16 protein-coding genes and 1 pseudogene are annotated in these 18,509 nt (G+C 71.5%); 7 read left to right on the top strand and 10 right to left on the bottom strand.

The genetic code is table 11. From position 1 onward, the window contains the following. The first annotated feature begins 60 nt into the window (after positions 1–60). The gene (locus HUT10_RS24190) at positions 61–786 is read left to right on the top strand and encodes a TetR/AcrR family transcriptional regulator (protein WP_176173303.1); all 726 of its coding nucleotides are present in this window, start codon (positions 61–63) and stop codon (positions 784–786) included. A gap of 10 nt (positions 787–796) precedes the next feature. Continuing rightward, positions 797–1,039, top strand: a pseudogene (locus tag HUT10_RS51200) (transposase); the annotation flags it as partial. A 114-nt stretch (positions 1,040–1,153) separates the two neighbouring features. Here the strand turns inward: HUT10_RS51200 and HUT10_RS24180 are convergent. From HUT10_RS24180 to rfbH, 4 genes are all read right to left on the bottom strand, one after another. Continuing rightward, on the bottom strand, positions 1,154–1,639 hold the full coding sequence (locus tag HUT10_RS24180) for a pyridoxamine 5'-phosphate oxidase family protein (RefSeq protein WP_254897008.1): 486 nt from the start codon (positions 1,637–1,639) through the stop codon (positions 1,154–1,156). A gap of 91 nt (positions 1,640–1,730) precedes the next feature. Then, complete coding sequence (locus tag HUT10_RS24175) at positions 1,731–2,942, bottom strand: cytochrome P450 (protein ID WP_176173301.1); 1,212 nt, start codon at positions 2,940–2,942, stop codon at positions 1,731–1,733. 26 nt (positions 2,943–2,968) lie between these two features. Then, on the bottom strand, positions 2,969–4,234 hold the full coding sequence (locus HUT10_RS24170) for a cytochrome P450 (RefSeq protein WP_176173300.1): 1,266 nt from the start codon (positions 4,232–4,234) through the stop codon (positions 2,969–2,971). A gap of 56 nt (positions 4,235–4,290) precedes the next feature. After that, on the bottom strand, positions 4,291–5,598 hold the full coding sequence (rfbH, locus tag HUT10_RS24165; protein WP_176173299.1) for a lipopolysaccharide biosynthesis protein RfbH: 1,308 nt from the start codon (positions 5,596–5,598) through the stop codon (positions 4,291–4,293). Positions 5,599–5,735: 137 nt separating this feature from the next. Here rfbH and HUT10_RS24160 point away from each other — a divergent pair, with 137 nt between their 5' ends. Together HUT10_RS24160 and HUT10_RS24155 are read left to right on the top strand one after the other, a co-directional pair. Continuing rightward, complete coding sequence (locus tag HUT10_RS24160; RefSeq protein WP_254897487.1) at positions 5,736–6,947, top strand: glycosyltransferase; 1,212 nt, start codon at positions 5,736–5,738, stop codon at positions 6,945–6,947. Between the two features lie 30 nt (positions 6,948–6,977). Next, positions 6,978–7,601: a dTDP-4-dehydrorhamnose 3,5-epimerase family protein gene (locus tag HUT10_RS24155; RefSeq protein ID WP_176177977.1), complete on the top strand. Its 624-nt coding sequence runs from the start codon at positions 6,978–6,980 to the stop codon at positions 7,599–7,601. A 57-nt stretch (positions 7,602–7,658) separates the two neighbouring features. On the opposite strand, the gene HUT10_RS24150 is transcribed toward HUT10_RS24155, so the two are convergent. Continuing rightward, positions 7,659–8,957, bottom strand: a complete 1,299-nt coding sequence (locus HUT10_RS24150) for an aspartate aminotransferase family protein (RefSeq protein ID WP_176177976.1) — start codon at positions 8,955–8,957, stop codon at positions 7,659–7,661. Between the two features lie 24 nt (positions 8,958–8,981). Next, a complete protein-coding gene (locus HUT10_RS24145; protein WP_176173298.1) occupies positions 8,982–9,974 on the bottom strand; it encodes a Gfo/Idh/MocA family protein in 993 nt (330 codons plus the stop codon). 134 nt (positions 9,975–10,108) lie between these two features. Between HUT10_RS24145 and HUT10_RS24140 the strand changes: the two genes are divergently transcribed. The 3 genes from HUT10_RS24140 to HUT10_RS24130 all read left to right on the top strand — a co-directional run bounded on the left by HUT10_RS24140 (position 10,109) and on the right by HUT10_RS24130 (position 13,593). Beyond that, positions 10,109–10,993 carry a TIGR03621 family F420-dependent LLM class oxidoreductase gene (locus HUT10_RS24140; RefSeq protein WP_176173297.1) on the top strand — a complete coding sequence of 295 codons (885 nt, stop codon included), beginning with the start codon at positions 10,109–10,111 and terminating at the stop codon, positions 10,991–10,993. A gap of 26 nt (positions 10,994–11,019) precedes the next feature. Next, positions 11,020–12,090 (top strand): LLM class flavin-dependent oxidoreductase, encoded by a 1,071-nt coding sequence (locus tag HUT10_RS24135; protein WP_176173296.1) that lies wholly within the window; start codon positions 11,020–11,022, stop codon positions 12,088–12,090. Between the two features lie 81 nt (positions 12,091–12,171). After that, complete coding sequence (locus HUT10_RS24130; RefSeq protein ID WP_176173295.1) at positions 12,172–13,593, top strand: NDP-hexose 2,3-dehydratase family protein; 1,422 nt, start codon at positions 12,172–12,174, stop codon at positions 13,591–13,593. Positions 13,594–13,651: 58 nt separating this feature from the next. Here HUT10_RS24130 and HUT10_RS24125 read toward each other — a convergent pair whose 3' ends face one another. Genes HUT10_RS24125 through HUT10_RS24110 form a run of 4 tightly spaced genes read right to left on the bottom strand, consistent with a single transcriptional unit; the run spans position 13,652 to position 18,444 of the window. After that, positions 13,652–15,154: a bifunctional 3-(3-hydroxy-phenyl)propionate/3-hydroxycinnamic acid hydroxylase gene (locus HUT10_RS24125; RefSeq protein WP_176173294.1), complete on the bottom strand. Its 1,503-nt coding sequence runs from the start codon at positions 15,152–15,154 to the stop codon at positions 13,652–13,654. Positions 15,155–15,161: 7 nt separating this feature from the next. Continuing rightward, a complete protein-coding gene (locus HUT10_RS24120) occupies positions 15,162–16,382 on the bottom strand; it encodes an acyltransferase (RefSeq protein WP_176173293.1) in 1,221 nt (406 codons plus the stop codon). Continuing rightward, positions 16,379–17,149 carry a thioesterase II family protein gene (locus HUT10_RS24115; protein WP_176173292.1) on the bottom strand — a complete coding sequence of 257 codons (771 nt, stop codon included), beginning with the start codon at positions 17,147–17,149 and terminating at the stop codon, positions 16,379–16,381. The genes HUT10_RS24120 and HUT10_RS24115 overlap by 4 nt, the downstream gene beginning before the upstream one ends. Before the next feature lie 20 nt (positions 17,150–17,169). Further along, a complete protein-coding gene (locus tag HUT10_RS24110; RefSeq protein WP_217709637.1) occupies positions 17,170–18,444 on the bottom strand; it encodes a cytochrome P450 in 1,275 nt (424 codons plus the stop codon). Positions 18,445–18,509: the final 65 nt, after the last annotated feature.

Genomic DNA, 18,509 nt, shown 5'->3' with positions numbered 1-18,509 from the left:
GGCGCCGCGCACCCTGCCCCCGTACCGTGGACAGGTCCGCCGCCGAGAAGGAGGGCCACGATGGGAAAACGGGCCTCGCGGCCACGCGAGAGCGTGTGGCTTTCCCCGCGGCCCGCCCGCAAGCACCGGGCCGGCGAGTCCGAGCTCGACCGCGAGAAGATCGTCGCCACCGCGGTCCGCGTGCTCGACGCCGAGGGTGACGCGAAGTTCTCGATGCGGCTGCTGGCCGAGGAGCTGAACGTCACCCCGATGTCGGTCTACTGGTACGTCGCGAACAAGGACGACCTGCTGGAGCTGGCCCTCGACGCGGTGGCGGGCGAAATCGAGCTCCCCGCCCTCGAGGACGGCCACGACTGGCGCGCGGACCTGCGCGCCCTCGCCCGCGCGTGGCGCCGCACGATGGTGGCCCACCCGTGGGCGATCCGCTGCTACGGCGAGTACCTGAACATCGGCCCGAGCAGCCTGCGGTTCACCGAATGCGCCCAGGCGGTGATGGCCCGCTCGCCGCTGCCGCTGAAGGACCGCTCGGCGGCGCTGAACGTGGTCTTCCAGTACGTCTACGGCTTCACGGCGACGGAGAGCCGCTGGCTGGAGCACCTGGCGGAGACGGGCCGCACGGCGGAGGAGTTCGCCGCCGAGGTGACCGGCAGCATGGCGGCGATGTCCTCGGCGCTGGAACAGGGCGGCCTGCTGGAGCGCGACGGCGACGCATCGGTCGAACAACAGCGCGACCGCGACTTCGACCGCGGCCTGGAGTGGCTGTTCACCGGCATGGTCGCCGGCTGAACCCTCACTGGTGGACGTTGGGGGTGGACAGGCGTATGCGTCTTGTCTGCACCCCGGGTCTGCCGGCCCGACCCGACGGGGCCCGTGCCCCGGGCCGGCGCGATCGCGTGCCGCGACCCTGCTCGCCGAAATCGGTGACTGCCGAGCCTGGTTCCCCGACCCACCAGCCCTGGCCGCGGCCGCCGGGGTCGCACCTTCCACCCGCCAGCCCGGCAAGTGCCGCGCTGTCACTTGTCGCCGAGCCTGCGGCAAACAGCTGCGGGCCGCCAGGATCCTCCGGCGCTGCCGGCACGACCACCGGCCCTACAACCCGACCTACCCGGCCAACTCGACAGTCTCCACCAACAGGTCACTTGACATAGGGCTCTCAGACCTCGCGGCCCCGCCCGCGCCGCGCCGTCTGCACGTGTTCCTCGAGCCGCGAGCTGTCCGTGAGGACGTTCGACGTCTTGCCGTAGTCGACGCTGCGCCACCGGTCCGGCGTCATCCGGATGATCACGTGCCCGGGGTTGAACGCCTCGACGAACTCCCGCGCCTGCTGCTCGGGCAGGTAGCGTCCCGCCACCGAGTACGCCGCCTCGACCGTGGCTTCCGCCCACCCCGTCACCGGGCCGGACACCGAGACGTACCGGTACGGCGGCTCTTCGTTCTGCACCACCAAGGTGAACTCGCCGTTCTTCCGGATCAACCGGCCCTTCAGCGTGTCCTCGCCGTCGGTCCACAGGAGCACGTCGCCGCCGGGGGTGTAGCCGTACCACATCGGGACGGCCAGCGGCGGCCCGTTCCGCCGGGTCAGCGCGAGCACGCCGATGTGCTTGCCGGCCAGGAACTCCTGCTGCTCCGCCTCGGTCATGCTCAGGTCCACGCGCCCGCCCCTCCCGCCGCGACGATCGGAAAACTCCGGCCGGCCGGGGAAACCCCGGCCGGCCGAAGGAAGGAACACGTCACCAGGTGACCGGCAGCTCGGCCAGTCCCTGGAACGCGTCCCCCGGCTTGACCCGGACTTCGTCGGCCGGGACAGCCAAGCGCAGTCCCGGCAGCCGGTCGAGCAGCCGCTGGAACGCGATTTCCATGATGGCGCGCGCGTGGTTCATCCCCGCGCACTGGTGCGTCCCGAACCCGTAGGTCAGGTGGTCGCGGAACGCCGGGCGGTGCCAGTCGAGCTGGTCGCCGTCGTCGTAGGCTTCCTCGTCCCGGTTGATGAGCGAGAACAGGAAGAACACGCCGTCACCCGCGCGGATGGTGGTGTCCGCGTCGACCTCGATGTCGGCCGCGGCCACCCGCTGCAGGCCGTCGGGGACGACCACGAACCGGGTCAGCTCGTCCACCGCGGCCGGCATCAGCGACGGGTCCGCCCGCAGCTCGGCCAGCTTGTCCGGGTGCTGCAGCAGGGTGAACGCACCCAGCCCGATCGAGCTCGACGTCGTGTCGTGCCCGGTCACCAGCACGATGAGGAACATCTGGAGGATTTCCTCGTGGTCGATGTCGCTCGCCGGGTCGCGCTCGGCGAGCAGGTCCTGCAGGAAGCCCTCCTCGCCGGGGTTCTGCTGGGCCTTGTCGATGAGCTTGGTCAGGTAGGCCATCAGCTCGTCGTAGGCTCCGCCGGCGTCCGGCCCGAACAGGATCTGGTGCGCCTTCTTTTCGAAGTAGTCCTGGTCCTCGTGCGGGATCCCGAGCAGATCGCACAACGCCATCAGCGGCACCGGCGAAGCGAACTTCTTGAGCAGGTCCGCCGGAGCGCCTTCGGCGATCATTTCGTCGATCTGCCGGTCGACGATCGCCTGGATCCGCGGCCGCAGGGAGTCGATCCGCTTGACCGTGAACCCCGCCTGCACCAGCTTGCGCCGCGCCCGGTGCGCCGGGCCGTCGACGCCCACCAGCGCCGTGAGCAGCTTGATGACCTTCTGCTGGACGTCGGTGAACTCGACGGCCGCGGCGGCGCTGACCATCGGCCACGCAGGATTGGTCCGGTCACTGGAGATGCGCGGGTCGAGCAGGAGCTTGCGCGCCAGCTCGTGCCCGGTGACCGCCCAGGCCTTGCGGCCGTCGTACAGGGTGACCTCGGCGATCGGGCGCCGGTCGGCGAGCGGCTCGTAGCCCGGCGCCGGCTGGTACGGGCAGGTGCGGTCTTGCGGGAAGGCGACGGTCTCGGTCAAGGGAATCTCCTCCGACGGAAGGGACGTCAGGACGACGGGGCGACGAGCCGCACCGGAAGGTCCTTGGTCCGGGTGAAGCCGGGCCGCAGGATCCACGGGATCTCCTTGCGCGGCACCGCGAGCGTCATGTCCGGGAAGCGGGTGTACAGCCCGCGCAGCGCCACTTCCGCCTCCAGGTAGGCGACGTGCTGGCCGAGGCAGCGGTGGATGCCCTTGCCGAAGCCGAGGTGGCTCTCGCTGCCGACGGCGAGCCGGTCGATCTTCAGCTTCTCCGGCTCCGGGAACTTCCGCGGGTCGCTGTTGGCCGCCATGATCAGCGGCACGACCGGCATCCCCCGCGGGATCACCGTGCCACCGACCTCGATGTCCTCGGTGGCGAACCGCGGCTGCCCGAACTGGATCGGGCCGAGGCGCTGCAGCTCGCGCACCGCCTGCGGCCACAGCGTCGGGTCCGCCTTGAGCCGGGCGAGCTGGTCCGGGTGCTCGTGCAGGGCCAGCACCGAGTTGCCGATCAGGTAGGTCGTCGTCTGGTGGCCGGCCGTGACCAGGCTGAACAGGATGCCGACCAGCTCGTCGTCGGTGGCGATGCCGGGGTTCTTGGCCTGCGCCTCGACGAGCGCGGTGACCATGTCGTCCTTCGGCTCGGCCCGCCGCCGCTCGATCATCCCGCGCGCCGCGATGAGCGTCTTGCGGACCTCTTCGGGCAGCCGCTTGCCGTCCAGGGTGGCCATCGCGTCGCTCCACGCGCGCCACTGCGGGCGGTCTTCGGCGTCGACGCCGACCAGCTCGCAGATCACCGTGACCGGCAGCGGGTAGCAGTAGGACTCGACGAGGTCGATCGGCGTGCCGTCACCGCCCTCGGCTTCCAGCTTGTCGAGCAGCTCGGAGGTGAGCTCCTCGACGCGGGGGCGGAACTTGCCGACGCGGTGCGCGGTGAGCGCGTAGGACACCAGCTTGCGCAGCCGGGCGTGCTCCTCGCCGTCGGAGGCGTTGATCAGGTTCTTCAGCCAGGGGATCAGCTCCTCCGGCATGTCCAGGTGGCGGAAGACGCCGTTGCGGATGTCCTCGGCGGGGGAGTCCGCCAGCGGGTTGCACTGGAACCGCTGGTCCATCAGGACCTGGCGCACGTCTTCGTAACGGGCGGCCAGGTACATCGGCGGCCCGCCCATGAAGCCGCCGATCTGCAGCGTCGGTGCCTCGCGCACCGCCGCGTGCGCGCCCCACGGGTCGGCGACCACTTCCGGGGAGAACAGGTCGACCGGTTCGGCCGAAGTCTCGGCAGTGGTGGTCATGGGCCTTCCTTTCGTGTCGAAAACGGCTCCGCACAGTCCTTTGTGGACGCACGCGGTCAGTGCGTGGCGACGAACTCCTTGAGCGTGCCGATCACGTACTCGATCATCTCCGTGGTGATCCCCGGGTAGACGCCGATCCAGAACGTCCGCTCGGTGACGATGTCGCTGTTGGTCAGCGGGCCGGCGATGCGCTGCGGCTTGCCGATGTAGGCGGGGTGGCGGGTCAGGTTGCCCGCGAACAGCCGCCGGGTGCGGATGTTGCGCGCCTCGAGGTACTCGACGACCTCCGGGACGTCGAAGCCGGCGTCGGGCCGCACCGTGATGATGAAGCCGAACCAGCTCGGGTCGCTGCCCGGCGTCGCCTCCGGCAGGATCAGCCCGGGCAGCCCGTCCAGGCCCTCCCGCAGCTGGCGCCAGTTGCGCTTGCGGGCGTCGATGAAGTCCGGCAGCTTCGCCAGCTGGCTGAGCCCGAGCGCGGCGTGGATGTCGGTGCTCTTGAGGTTGTAGCCGACCTCGGAGAAGACGTACTTGTGGTCGTAGGCCTCCGGCAGCGTGCCCAGGTGCAGGTCGAACCGCTTGAGGCAGCGGTCGTCCTCGCCCGGCTCGCACCAGCAGTCGCGACCCCAGTCGCGGAACGACTTCGCCAGCTTGGCCAGCTTGATGTCCGAGGACAGCAGCATCCCGCCCTCGCCCATGGTCAGGTGGTGGGCGGGGTAGAAGGACACCGTGGAGAACCGGCCGAACGTGCCGGTGAGCTGCCCGTTGTAGGTGGAGCCGACGGCGTCGCAGTTGTCCTCGATGAGGTGCAGGCTGTGGCGCTTCGCGATTTCGGCGACTTCGGCGACGGGGAAAGGATTTCCCAGCGTGTGCGCGATCATGATGGCGCGCGTGCGCGGCGAGATCGCGGCCTCGACCCGCTCGGCCGTCGTGTTGTACGTGCCGAGCTCGATGTCGACGAACACCGGGATCATGCCGTTCTGCAGGATCGGGTTCACCGTGGTCGGGAAGCCGGCGGCGACCGTGACGACCTCGTCGCCCGGCTTGAGCTGCTCGTCGCCGAGCGTCGGGGACGTCAGGGTGCTCAGCGCCAGCAGGTTCGCCGAGGAGCCGGAGTTCGTCAGCACCGCCTTGCGCCGCTTGAGCTTCCGCGCGAACGCCGATTCGAACTTCGTCGCGATCGTGCCGGAGGCGATGCGCAGGTCGAGCGCGGCGGCGACCAGTGCTTCGCGGTCGGCGGCGTCGAGCACCGCCCCGGACGACAGGATCGGCGTCTGCCCCGGGATGAACGGCGCCGGCCCGGGGGACTGGGCGTCGTGGTAGTCGCGGACCTGCGCCAGCAGGTCCGATCGGGCTGAGTCGACCATGTCGGATCGATCCCCTGCTCCTCGAGTGCGGACTGCGGACCTAACGCTCGAATCACGCTAGAAGCGCCGGGAGAAGGGGACATCCCTCAACGTGGTAGGCCGCCGGGGGCGGGCGGGCGAGACTACCCGCGTTGGTGATGGCCGACGGCGGTGTCCTGGGCAAGCTGGAGCCGACCACGAGCCACCCCTGGGAGGACGATCTTGTGAAGGTTCTTAATCTCGCCGGGGTCGCCCCGTCGACGGTGTTCAGCCACGTCCCGCTCGCGAACGCCCTGCGGGGCGCCGGGCACCAGGTGATGACCACGGCTTCGGTCGACGAGATGGTCGACACGATCGCCGGCGTCGGGCTGTCCGCGGTGCGGACCACGGCCCCGGGCGTCACCCCGCGGCAGGTCATCGCCGAGAGCGGCCTGACGCACGTGCCCGAGGACCCCCGGGAACGCGAAATCATGGCGGGCCGCTGGTACGCCCACATGGAATACGTGACCCTCGACGCCCTGCTGGCGTTCAGCAAGGACTGGCGGCCGGACGTCATCATCAGCGGTGTCACGTCGTACTCGGGTCCGCTGCTGGCCGCCCACCTCGGCGTGCCGTACGTCCGCCACGCCTGGGACATCCACACCCCGCGGCTGATGGACCAGGGCGCCGAAGACCAGCTGCGCGAGCAGCTCGAGGAACTCGGCCTCGACGGCCTGCCCGAGCCCGCCATGACCATCGAGATCGCGCCGCCGAGCCTGCTTCCGGAGGACCTCGAGGGCGGGCAGCCGATGCGGTGGATCCCGGGCAACTCGCAGTCCGTGCTCGAACCGTGGATGTACACCAAGGGCGCGGGCACCCGGATCGGCGTCACCATCGGCACCGGCGTCGCGAACTACAACCAGTACGACTTCCTGCAGGCCGTCGTCGAGCAGATCGCCACGCTGGACGCCGAGGTCGTCGTCGCAGTCACCGAAGACGCGGCGTCGGAAATGCGCGAGCGGCTGAAGAACGTGCGCGCGGGCTGGGTCCCGCTGGACGTCGTCGCGCCGACCTGTGACGTGCTGGTGCACCAGACCGGCGGCAGCACGATGATGACGGGCCTGAGCTTCGGCGTGCCCCAGGTGCTGCTCCCGGACCCCAACCTCTTCCGCGCCAACGCCATGGCCCGGCGGCTCGCCGACACCGGGGCCGCGGTCGTGCTGTCGCCGGAGGAAGCCACCAGCGAGGTCATCGCGAAGACCTGCGGCGAGCTGGTCGCCGACCCGTCCTTCAAGACGGCCGCGGACGGGCTGGCCAGGGAGATCGCCGCTCTGCCGTCGCCGAACGAGGTGGCGCAGCGCATCGAGCAGCTCGTCCGGGAAGCGGCCTGAGAGGACATGGGGACCGTCAGCACCCGCAGCATGGCCGTCCGGCCGCTGGCCATCGACGGCGCGCACCTGGTCACGTCCAAGTCCTTCGGCGACGAGCGCGGCGACTTCTTCGAGGTCTACCGCGAAGACGTGCTCACCGAGGCACTCGGCTACCGGCCGCGGTTCCTGCAGGCCAACGTCTCGACGTCGTGCCGCAACGTCGTCCGCGGCGTGCACGGGGCGATGACCCCGCCCGGCCTGGCGAAGTTCGTGACGTGCCTGCGGGGTTCGCTGCTCGACTTCGTCGTCGACGTGCGGACCGGCTCGCCGACGTACGGTCAGTGGGACATGATCGTGCTCAACGCCCACGGCGGCACGGCGGTGTACGTGGAGGAGGGCCTCGGCCACGCGTTCGTGGCCCTGGAGGACGACACGTGCGTCCAGTACCTGCTGTCCGACCTCTACCGGCCGGCCGAGGTCCTCACCGTGCACCCACTGGACCCGGAGATCGGCCTGCCGCTGAACCTGCCGGGCGAGCCCATCCTGTCCGAGCGCGACGCGGCGGCGCCGACGTTGCGGGAGGCGGGTGAGCTGGGGCTGCTGCCGGAGTACGAGGAGTGCCTGGCCCTGCGGGCTGCTCGCGTCCGCCTGTCCGAGGTGGCCGCGGCTTCCTGAACCGTGCGCACGAGAAAGGCCCGGGACGCGGTCCCGGGCCTTTCCCGTCGGTGCCGGTCAGCTCAGCCGGGTCAGCGCGGTGCGCAGCGTCTCGCCGAGGAAGTCCAGGTCGGCGTCGGTCGCGTTGAGGGGCGGGGCCACCAGCAGGCCCTCGCCCGTGCGGTCGGGGCGGAAGCCGACGTACGGGTACAGCAGCAGGCCCTGGCTGCGGGTGATCCGCATGACGTCGCCGAGGGTGCCCGGCGCCAGCTCGATGCCGAAGAAGTAGCCGAGCCCGCGGACGTCGGTCACCACCGACTGGCCGCGGACCGCGTCGGCGACGAGCCGGCCGAGGGCCGCGCCGCGGACTTCGCCGGGGTCCAGCGCGCCGATGTCCTCCAGCACCGACAGCACCGCCAGGCCGGCCCGGCCCTGCAGCGGCGTCGCCGACATGGTGCCCATCAGCGGCAGCCACTTGCCGCTCGCCATGATGTCCTCGGCCAGGTTCGGCGAGATCATCGTGGCCGCCAGCGGGACGTACCCCGCGCCGAGGCCCTTCGACAGCGTGACGATGTCGGCGGCCGAGCCCGGCGTGTGGTGCGAGGCCAGCGGGAGCCCGGTGCGGCCCAGCCCGGTGAGCACCTCGTCGTGGATGACCAGGACGCCGAACTCGTCGCAGACCTCGCGCAGCGCCTTCAGGTACCCGGCCGGCGGCACGTACCCGCCGCCGGTCGTGCCGTTGACCGGCTCCATCAGCACCGCGGCGACGGTCTCCGGCCCGGCCGCCACGATCGCGTCGCGCACCGACTGCACGCACTCGACGCGGCAGGCGGGGTAGGGGCAGTTCAGGTGCTGGCCGGGGTAGGGCGGGTTGAACGCGGGCGCGAGGCCGAAGCTGTCGTCCTCGTGCGGCCGCCGGGACCGGTGGCCCGAGAGCGCCAGCACGAACGCGCTGTTGCCGTGGTAGCCCAGCGACGACGTCAGGATCTTGTGCCGCCCGTCTTCGCCGCGGGCCCGCTGCACCAGCCGGGCCAGCGCGATCGCGGACTCCGTCGCGTGCGTGCCGGTGGGCGTGAACATCACCCGGTCGTCCGGCCGGTGCACCGCCCGCGCGGTGGCCGCGGCCAGTTGCTCCATCAGCTCGGGCGCGAACGTGCCCGGGCTGGCGTAGGTGCAGATCCCGACCTGGTCGCGCAGCGCTTCGACCACCACCGGGTGGGCGTGGCCGATGTTCACGTTGACGATCCCGCTGGCGCCGTCGAGGTACCGCGTGCCGTCGGAGGCGAACACCCAGGACCCGGCGGCGTGGCTGTAGGGGATCGGGGGGATCTGCAGCCGGGCCGCCAGCAGCTGGGACGGCGCTTCCTGCACGGTCATCGTCACGATCTGTTCCTCCTGGCCTCAGCCCACCGGCTCGGTGGCGTGGTCGACGTAGAGCCTCGCTCTGCTGCGGATGTCGTCGACGAGCACGGCCTGCCGCAGCACGTCGTCGTTGTCGGGGAGCCGCCCCGAGCGGACCGCGGAGGCGAACGCGGTGAGCGTGTTCGCCACCTGGTCGTCGGGCGGCAGCGGGATTTCCTCGACGCCCGAACGGCGTTCCAGGCGCACCACCGGATTGTGGTCGGCCGGCGGGGTGAAGGCGTGGTCGAGGACCAGCCGTCCTTCGCTGCCCCAGAGCTCGTACCCGGACCGGTAGCCGTGGTCGATCCCGAAGCTCGCGGACGCGGACACGCCGTCGCCGGTGCACAGCAGGGCCTGCCCGGCCGAGTCGACCGGGTGGCCGTGGCGCCGGGTGAGCACCGCCGCGACGACGTCGATTTCGCTGCCCAGGAACGACATCGCCGCGCGCACCGGGTAGACGCCGGTGTCCAGCAAGGCACCGCCGCCGAGTTCGGCGCGGTGGCGGATGTCGCCGGGCGGGCGGGCCGGCACGGCGAACGCGGCGTGGAACGCCCGCAGTTCCCCGATCGCGCCGTCGGCCAGCAGTTTCCGGACCGCCACGTGCTGGCTGTGGTGGAGGAACATGACGTTCTCCATCAGCACGAGCCCGGCCGCGCGCGCGGCGGCGATCAGCTCGCGGGTCCGCTGGACGCTGGTGGTCAACGGTTTCTCGGCGAGCACGTGCTTGCCGGCGGCGAGCGCCCGCTCGATCCAGCCGGCGTGCGCGGCGTTCGGCAGCGGGATGTAGACGGCTTCGACGTCGTCGAGCTCGAGCAGTGCCGCATAGCCTTCGACCGCGCGGCACCCGTAGGCCCGCGCCGTTTCCGCGGCCTTGCCGGCGTCGCGGCTGGCGACCGCCGCGATTTCCGTGCGGGGCAGGGCCGCCATGGCGGGCAGCAGCTTCCGGAGGGCGATGCTCGCGCAGCCCAGGATCCCGACGCGCAGTGGGGCCACAGGATCTCCTTTGCGGGCGCGCGGTTCCGGCACTCTCCGCGCTTCACGCTAGGACAGCTCCGCCGATCCGGGCATCCCTCGTCCTGATAGCGATCGCGCCGGACAACTGATCAAATGATTGGTACTTTGCCGTTATGGCCACTGGGAGGAAGCCGTTCCGGTTCGGGGTCGATTTCATCACGCCCGTTCCGCGCCGCGCTTGGGTCGACAACTGCCGCAAGGCCGAGGAACTCGGCTACGACGTCATCGGGGTGGGCGACCACCTGGGCATGCCGGCGCCGTTCCCGGCGCTGGTGCTGGCCGCGGAGCACACCGAACGCGTCCGGCTCAAGACATTCGTGCTGAACACCGGTTTCTACAATCCCGTCCTGCTCGCCCGCGAAGTCACCACCACCGACCAGCTCACCGGTGGCCGGCTCGAACTGGGTCTCGGTGCGGGATACGTGAAAGCGGAGTTCGACGCCGCCGGAATTCCCTTTCCGGCGGCCCGCCAACGGCTCGATCACCTGGAAAGCACGATCAAGCAGCTCAAGAAGAGCTACGCCGATCCGGACCACCGGCCGCGGCCGGTGCAGCCGTCCGGCCCGCCGCTGCTGCTCGGCGGGCGGGGCAACGGCCTGCTCACCTTGGCCGCCGAGCACGCGGACACCATCGCGTTCATCGGGGCCACCGCTTCGCACAAGATGCTGCTGGCCGACGCGGCCGAGCTGGCCGACCGCGTCGGGTTCGCCAAGGCCGCGCTCGGGCCGCGGGCCGCGCAGGTCGAGCTGAACGTCTTCGTCCACTGCGTCGACGTCACCGGTGACCGCCGGGCCGGCCTGGAGGCGGTGCACCGGCGGATGCCGGAACGCACGCCCGAGCAGCTCGCCGAACTGCCGACCGTGCTGGTCGGCACCGCCCCGCAACTGGCCGAACAGCTCGAAACCCACCGGGAGCGCTACGGGTTCAGCTACTTCACCGTGCTGGAGCACAACCTCGAAGCGCTCGCCCCGGTCATCGGTCTCCTGCACGGGAAGTAGGGGACCACGACGAAGGGAGCACGCCCATGGCCGACGGCCCGATGAAGTTCTCCACCTTCCACCTCTTCCACCAGTTCGCCGGGATGAGCGCGCCGGAGGTCTACGGCTACCACGTCGAGCTCGTCGAGCTGCTGGAGGAACTCGGCTTCGACGGTGTGTGGCTGGCCGAGCACCACTTCCACGACTTCGGCACCGTGCCCAACACGCTCACCATGCTCGCCCACCTGGCCGGCCGCACCGAACGGCTGCGGCTCGGCTCCGGGATCGTGGTGCTGCCGCTGCGCGATCCCGTCCACGTGGCCGAAGAGGCGGCGATGGTGGACGTGCTTTCGGGCGGCCGGCTCGAGCTCGGCGTGGGCCGCGGCTACCAGAGCATCGAGTTCGAGAACTTCGGGCTCGACCTGGCCGAATCGCGCGACCGGTTCGACGAGTGCCTCGACGTGCTGCTCGGCCTGCTGACCACCGAAGGCTTCGAATACCGGGGCCGGTTCCACGGGACGACGAACCCGCTGACGCTGCACCCGAAGCCGGTGCAGCGGCCGCACCCGCCGCTGCACGTGGCCGCGATCAGCCCGGAGACCGTGCGGAAGTACGCCGCCCGCGGCCTGCCCATCCTGGCCGACCCGGCCGCGCCCTTCGCGCGGATCGCCGAAGCCGCGCAGACGTGGCACACGACCGCCGCGGAGCACGGCGTCGACTCCGCAGACGTCGAACTCGTCGCCAGCCGGGTCGTGTACGTCGCGGAGTCGAACGAGCGGGCCCGGGCGGAACAGGCCCGGTTCGAGGCGGCGTTCGACCGTACCCGCGTCTTCCTGGCGGGCAACGCGCCGATCGACCTGAAGACCGGCGGTGCGGCGAAGAGCTACGAGTACCACCTTGAACGCCTGAAGGACCTCTCGGCCGAGCCCGACTTCGCCTGGGACCAGCTGGAGGTGATCGGCGATCCCGACCGCGTGATCGCGCAGATCAAGTCCATTCAGGACATGGGGTACGGCAACCTGCTGTGCGACTTCGGTTCCACGCGGCGGCTGCCCCTCGAGGAGATGAAGAAGCTGCTGCGGTTCTTCGCCGCCGAGGTGATGCCCGCGTTCCGCTGACCACGCGGTTGCTATCAGGTCGGGGGATGCCCGCCGCGCCGCACCCGTCCTAGGCTCGCCGGAGCCGAGGAAGGGAGTGACGTGGTCCACAGCGCGATACACGAAGACACGGCGCGGGACGGCCGCTCCGACGCCGTGGCCGACGACGCGGTCATGTCCATGGCGGACTTCCACTCCTGGTTCAACGCGCGGGCCCGCGCGAACAGCTTCCGGGTCGACCGGATCCCGTTCGCGGACCTGTCCGGCTGGGACTTCGAGCCGGACACCGGCAACCTGGTGCACGCCAGCGGCCGGTTCTTCTCGGTCGAGGGCCTGCGCGTGCGGACCGACCGGCCCTGGGTGAGCGAATGGGCCCAGCCCATCATCGTGCAGCCGGAGATCGGCGTGCTCGGCATCCTCGTCAAGCGGTTCGACGGCGTCCCGCACTGTCTGATGCAGGCGAAGATGGAGCCGGGCAACATCAACGGGCTGCAGATGTCGCCGACCGTGCAGGCCACCCGCAGCAACTACATGAAGGTCCACGGCGGCGCGGCCACGAAGTACATGGAGTACTTCCGGCCGGGTTCGCGCGGCCGCGTGCTGTTCGACGGGCTGCAGTCCGAGCAGGGGTCGTGGTTCCTGCACAAGCGCAACCGCAACATCGTCGTCGAGACCGACGACGACGTCCCGCTGGACGAGGACTTCTGCTGGCTGACCCTCGACCAGATCCGCCGCCTGCTGCGGCTGGACCACATGGTGAACATGGACTCCCGGACCGTCCTCGCGTGCGTCCCGCCCGCGCTGGCGCGCCCGGACGAGCGGACCGCGGGCGACGGCTCGTTCGTCGAAGCGGTCCACCGCTCGCTGTCCGGCCGCGGCCGTGCGGTGCACGACCCGGGCCACGTCCTGAGCTGGCTCACCGAGGTGCGCGCCCGCCAGGAGCTGGTGCAGCGCCGGGTGCCGCTCAAGGAGATCGCCGAGGACGGCTGGCGCCTGGGCCACGAGGTCATCGACCACCGGGACGGCAAGTACTTCGACGTCGTCGCGGTCTCCGTGGAGGCCAGCAACCGCGAGGTCACCGCCTGGACGCAGCCGCTGGTGGCGCCCCGGCAGTCCGGCCTGCTGGCGTTGCTGGTCAAGCGGATCGGCGGCACGCTGCACGCGCTGGTCCAGGCCCGCAGCGACGCGGGGACGCTCAACATCGCCGAGCTGACCGCGACCGTGCACTGCCAGCCCGGCAACTACGCCGACGCGCCGGCCGAGCACCGCCCGGCCTACCTCGACTACGCGCTCGCCGCGCCGACCGGCCGGGTGCGGCTGGACGTCGTGCATTCCGAGGAGGGCGGCCGGTTCTACCACGCGCAGAACCGCTACCTGGTGATCGAGGTCGAGGACGACTTCGACCCGGAGCCCGACGACCGCTTCCTCTGGACGACGCTGAGCCAGCTGATGTCGCTGCTGTCGCACAGCAACTACCTGACGGTGGAGCTGCGCAGCCTGATGGCGGGCATGCGCAGCTTCTGACGCACGACGAGAAAGGGGCCGGTCCCGCGGGACCGGCCCCCCTTTTGTCGTGGGTGGCTCAGGCGGTGGGCACGGCCGCGCGCAACCGGTTCTGCAGGGCGTCCACCAGGGCGTCGAACCCGCCGGGCCCCGCCGTGCCGAAGACGTGGTAATCCGGGCGCACCAGCACCGAAGCCGCCCCGAACCGGGCCAGGAAGGGCCGGTAGACGTCGTCGACGTCCACGCCGTCGGCCAGCCGGACGACGTGCGTTCCGAGGCCGCTGAGGAACTCAGAGCGGACGTCCTCGGTGGTCAGGAGCACGAAACCCCGGCCGACGACGTCGTCGAAGAGCCCAGTGGTGCCGCCCAGGCACACCCGGCCCTGCGGCACGACCACGCCCGCACCCGGGCTCTCGTGGAGCAGCCCGCCGGTGAGCGGTTTCGCCGGCTCCGGACGGCCCGCCGGCTTGCCGCGCCGGTTGGCCAGCACGGTGGCGTCCCGCTCGGCGGCGGCCGCCGGGTCCGTCACGCAGATCACCCGGCCCAGCTGGACCGACGCCAGGATCGCTTCGCGCGCCTGCTCCCGGCGTTCCGCCCCGTAACTGTCCAAAAGAGACTCCGGGGCCAGGCCGCGGAGCGTGAGGTCGAGCTTCCACGCCAGGTTGGTGACGTCCCGGACACCGGAGCACATGCCCTGCCCGGCGAACGGCGGCATCAGGTGGGCCGCGTCGCCGGCCAGCAGGACGTGCCCCACCCGCCACCGGTCGGCCCACCGGGCCTGGAAGATGTAGGTGGTGCTGCGCAGCAGGGTCGCGGTCTCCGGGGTGACGCCGAAGGGCGCCATCAGTCGCCACGCCGTCTCGTCCTTGTTGAGCTCGGCCGCGTTTTCGCCCGGCAGCCGCATGAACTCCCAGCGACGGCGGCCGGGGCCGCTGCCGACCAGCGTCGTCGGACGGGCCGGGTCGCAGATCTGCACGTTGGTCGGCACGAACTCGCGCGGCTCGGTCAGCTGGACGTCGCAGAGCAGCCACTCGTAGGAGAAGCCGAGGTCGGTCACCGGTACGTCGAGGTGCTCGCGCACGAAGCTGTTGGCGCCGTCGCAGCCGACCACCCACCGCGCCGAAAGCGTCCGCGTCACCTCGTCGGGGTCGACGGCGGTCACCCGGACGTGCTCGCCGTCGGCGATGGCCACGACTTCGTGCCCGCGCAGCACGGTGATCCCGGGCAGTGCCGCCGCCCGGGCCGCGATCAGCTCCTCCAGCGACGGCTGGTGCATGGTGTTCGCGTCCGGCCAGCCGTACCGGCCGTCGGTGGTGAAGGCGATGTCCAGCAGCGTCCGCCCGTCGGCGGTCTGCCACTGGTAGCCGTTGGCCGGCGCGGTGATCCGGCCGAGGTCCGGGCCGATGCCGGTGGCGGCCAGCAGCCGCGCGGTCTCGCCGTCGAAGCTGGTCGCCCGCGGCAGCTTGTACGGCCGCGGCCGGCGCTCCAGCACGGTGACCCGCCAGCCGCGCTGGGCCAGCAGCACGGAGAGGGTGGCCCCGACCGGGCCGTTGCCGACGATGACGACGTCCGTGTCCGTCACGGGAACCTCACCTCTCGCGAGTCAGGCGGGCCAGCCGTTCGCGCAGGCACTCGACGCGCCGCGGCAGCGACGGGTCGCCCTCGGGCCAGCCCAGGTCGATGCCGATCCGGCCGCCGGAGGTGCTCAGCACGTAACCGCCGAGCGCGATGGTCTCCCGCATCCGGGACGCCGAGTGCAGGTTGGTCAGCCGCAGGCCGTCCGGCGTGCGCATCGGCGGGGCGACACCCCAGTTCATGATGCTGACCACGGCCAAGGCGAGCTTCGGGTCCCACGGCTTCGCGGCGGCGGGCCGGGAGAACATGTCGAGGATGCTGCGCTGCACGGAACCGTCGGAGAGACCGGCCCGCAGCTGCGTGCCGATGGCCCGGCCGATGACGACGGCGTCGGGTGCCATCCCGGACGGCACCTGGAAACCGACCCCGCCGAGCACGTTCGTGCCCTCGGTCGCGCCGACCGGCGGTGTCAGCCGGTCGCGCAGGTTCACCGAGTACCGGTAGACCAGGTCGGTCAGCGGCATGTCCCGGATTTCGGCCTCGGCGAGCAGGACCGCGCCCGACACCAGGCCGTTGACCGTCACCTTCTCGCGGTGCCCGAGCTCGCGCAGTGCCGTCGTCTCGGCCGCGGTCAGCCGGTGCTGCACGACGTGGCGGACGACCGGGTCCGGCCGGGTCGAGGGGGCGGGCGCCGGCGGCGGGGCCACCGGGATGGCCGGGCCGCTCGCGTGGATGCCGCGCTCGGCGAGCAGGTCCTCCAGCGACCGCGGGTACGGGTGGCGGACCGGGTCGAGCGGCACCCCTTCGACGACGTCGGTGTAGCAGGACCACAGCTCCGCCAGGATCGCGGTGGCGTGGTGGGCATCGGCGACGCTGTGCTGGATCGCCAGGCAGACGCCGGCCTCGTCGCCGTCCCGGACGACGTTGAGCGCGCTCAGCGCCCGGCTCTGGTCGAGGTCCAGCCCGGACAGTGGCCGGGAAGGGTCGCCGTCGGCGAACCGGATCTCCGGCCGTGCCGCGGGGTCTTCGGACTCGGTGAGCACCGCGCCCTCGCCGGTGAACTCGACCCGGGCCGAGAGGTGGGGGTAGGCGCGGGTGACCGCGTCGAACGCCGTGGCCAGCGCGTCCGGGTCGAGCCGGCCCTCGGCCCGCACGGTGTACCCGATGTAGGCCTCTTTGGCGGCGTGGATGCTTTCGCTGGGCGCCAGCACGCGCCGGACCGCGGCCCGCGTCACGACGTCCTCCCGGAGAGCACCGCACCGGCCAGCTTTTCGGTGATCGTCGCGATGATCGGCGCGGCCTGGTCGACCAGGAAGAAGTGGCCACCCGGCAGCACCCGCAGCTCGGACGGCCCGGTGGTGTGCTCCGCCCACGCGCGGGCCTCTTCGACGGACACGCGGGGATCGCGGTCGCCGGTGAACGCCGTCACCGGGCAGGCCACCCGCCGCCCGGGCTCGTGCCGGTAGGTGTCGACCGCGCGGTAGTCGCTGCGGATCGCCGGCAGCACCATGGCCAGCAGCTCGGGGTCGGCGAGCATGGCCGCGTCCGAACCGCCCAGCTTCCGCAGCTCCGCGACGAGCCGGTCGTCCGACGCGCCGCGGATGTCGTCGTCGCGGTAGCGCGAGGGCGCCCGCCGCCCGGAGGCGAACAGGTGCGCCGGCGCGGGCCGCCCGGCCTCGGGCAGCCGCAACGCCAGCTCGTAGCCGATGATCGCGCCCATGCTGTGCCCGAACAGCGCCAGGGGCCGGTCGTCGAGCGGCCGCAGCACCTCCAGCAGCCGGTCCACCAGCCCGCCGATGCTGTCGACGGGCGGCTCGTGCCGCCGGTCCTGGCGGCCCGGGTACTGGACCGCCAGGACCTCCACCGCGGGAGCGAGGGCCTTGGCCAGCGGGAAGAAGAAGCTGGCCGAACCGCCGGCGTGGGGCAGGCACACGAGCCGGGCTCGTGCGTCCGGCGCCCGTTCGAACCGGCGTAACCACTTTTCGGCGTCTGGTCGGAGCACGGTGAGACTGCCTTTCGGGGCTAAGCGAGCTTCAGGGGGAGCGTCTTGGTCCGGGTGAACGCCGGCCGCAGGATCCACGGGATCTCTTCGCGCGGCACGGCGAGCGCCAGGTCCGGGAACCGCGTGAACAGCCCGTGCAGCGCCACCTCGGCCTCCTGGTAGGCGAGGTGCTGGCCCAGGCAGCGGTGGATGCCCTTGCCGAAGGACAGGTGCATCTCGTTGGCCACGCTCAGCCGGTCGACGATCAGCTTGTCCGGCTCGTCGAACTTGCGCGGGTCGGTGTTGGCGGCCAGCAGCAGCGGCGCGACCGGCGTCCCGCGCGGGATCGTGACGCCGCCGAGTTCGACGTCCTCGGAGGGGAACCGCGCCTGCGTGAACTGGAGCGGGCCGAGGCGCTGCAGTTCGCGCACGGCCTGCGCCCACAGCTCCGGCTCGGCCTTCAGCCGGGCGAGCTGGTCGGGGTGCTCCAGCAGGAACAGCACCGAGTTGCCGATCAGGTACGTCGTCGTCTGGTGCCCGGCGGTGACCAGGCTGAACAGGATGCCGACGATCTCGTCGTCGGACACCCGGCCCGGATCGTCGGCCTGGGCCTGCACGAGCGCGGTGACCAGGTCGTCCTTCGGTTCGACGCGACGGCGGGCCATCAGCTCGCGGGAGAGGGCGATGCACTTGCGCAGCGCGGGCGGGATGCTGGGGCCGTCCATCGTCGCCATCGCGTTGCCCCAGGCGTGCCAGGCCGCGCGGTCTTCCTCGTCGATGCCGACCAGCTCGCAGATCACCGTCACCGGCAGCGGGAAGCAGAACTCCTCGACGATGTCGACGGGTGCGCCGTCCTTGCCCAGCTCGGCCATGTGGTCGAGCAGGTCCGCGGTGATCTTCTCGACGCGCGGCCGCAGCGCGTTCACGCGGCGCGCGGTCAGCGCGTAGGAGACCAGCTTGCGCAGCCGCGTGTGGTCCTCGCCGTCGGCGGTGTTGAGCTTGTTGGCCATCCAGGGGATGAGGTCCTCGGGGAAGTTCATCGCCTTGAAGACGCCGTCGCGGATGTCCGCCAGCGGCGAGTCGGCCGGCGGGTTGGTGAGGAACCGCGGGTCGGTCAGGACGGTGAGGACGTCCTCGTAGCGGGTGGCCAGCCACATGTCGGGGCCGCCCATCATGGTGCCGAGGTTCAGCGTCCCCGTGTGCGGCAACGGCTCTTCGCGCAACCGCGCATACCAGCCGAACGGGTCGGCGACCACTTCCGGTGAGAACAGGTCGACCGGCTCGGCCGAAGGCTTGGCGGTGGCGGTCATGGCCATCCCCTTCCTCGTTGGCCACGCGGGGCCTCCCGCGTGGGGCGGGCACGCCGCGGCCCCCGCGTTCG

The sequence above is a fragment of the Amycolatopsis sp. Hca4 genome (assembly GCF_013364075.1).
In the GTDB taxonomy this organism is placed as follows: Bacteria; Actinomycetota; Actinomycetes; order Mycobacteriales; family Pseudonocardiaceae; genus Amycolatopsis.
This window is presented reverse-complemented; position numbering and strand designations above follow the sequence as displayed.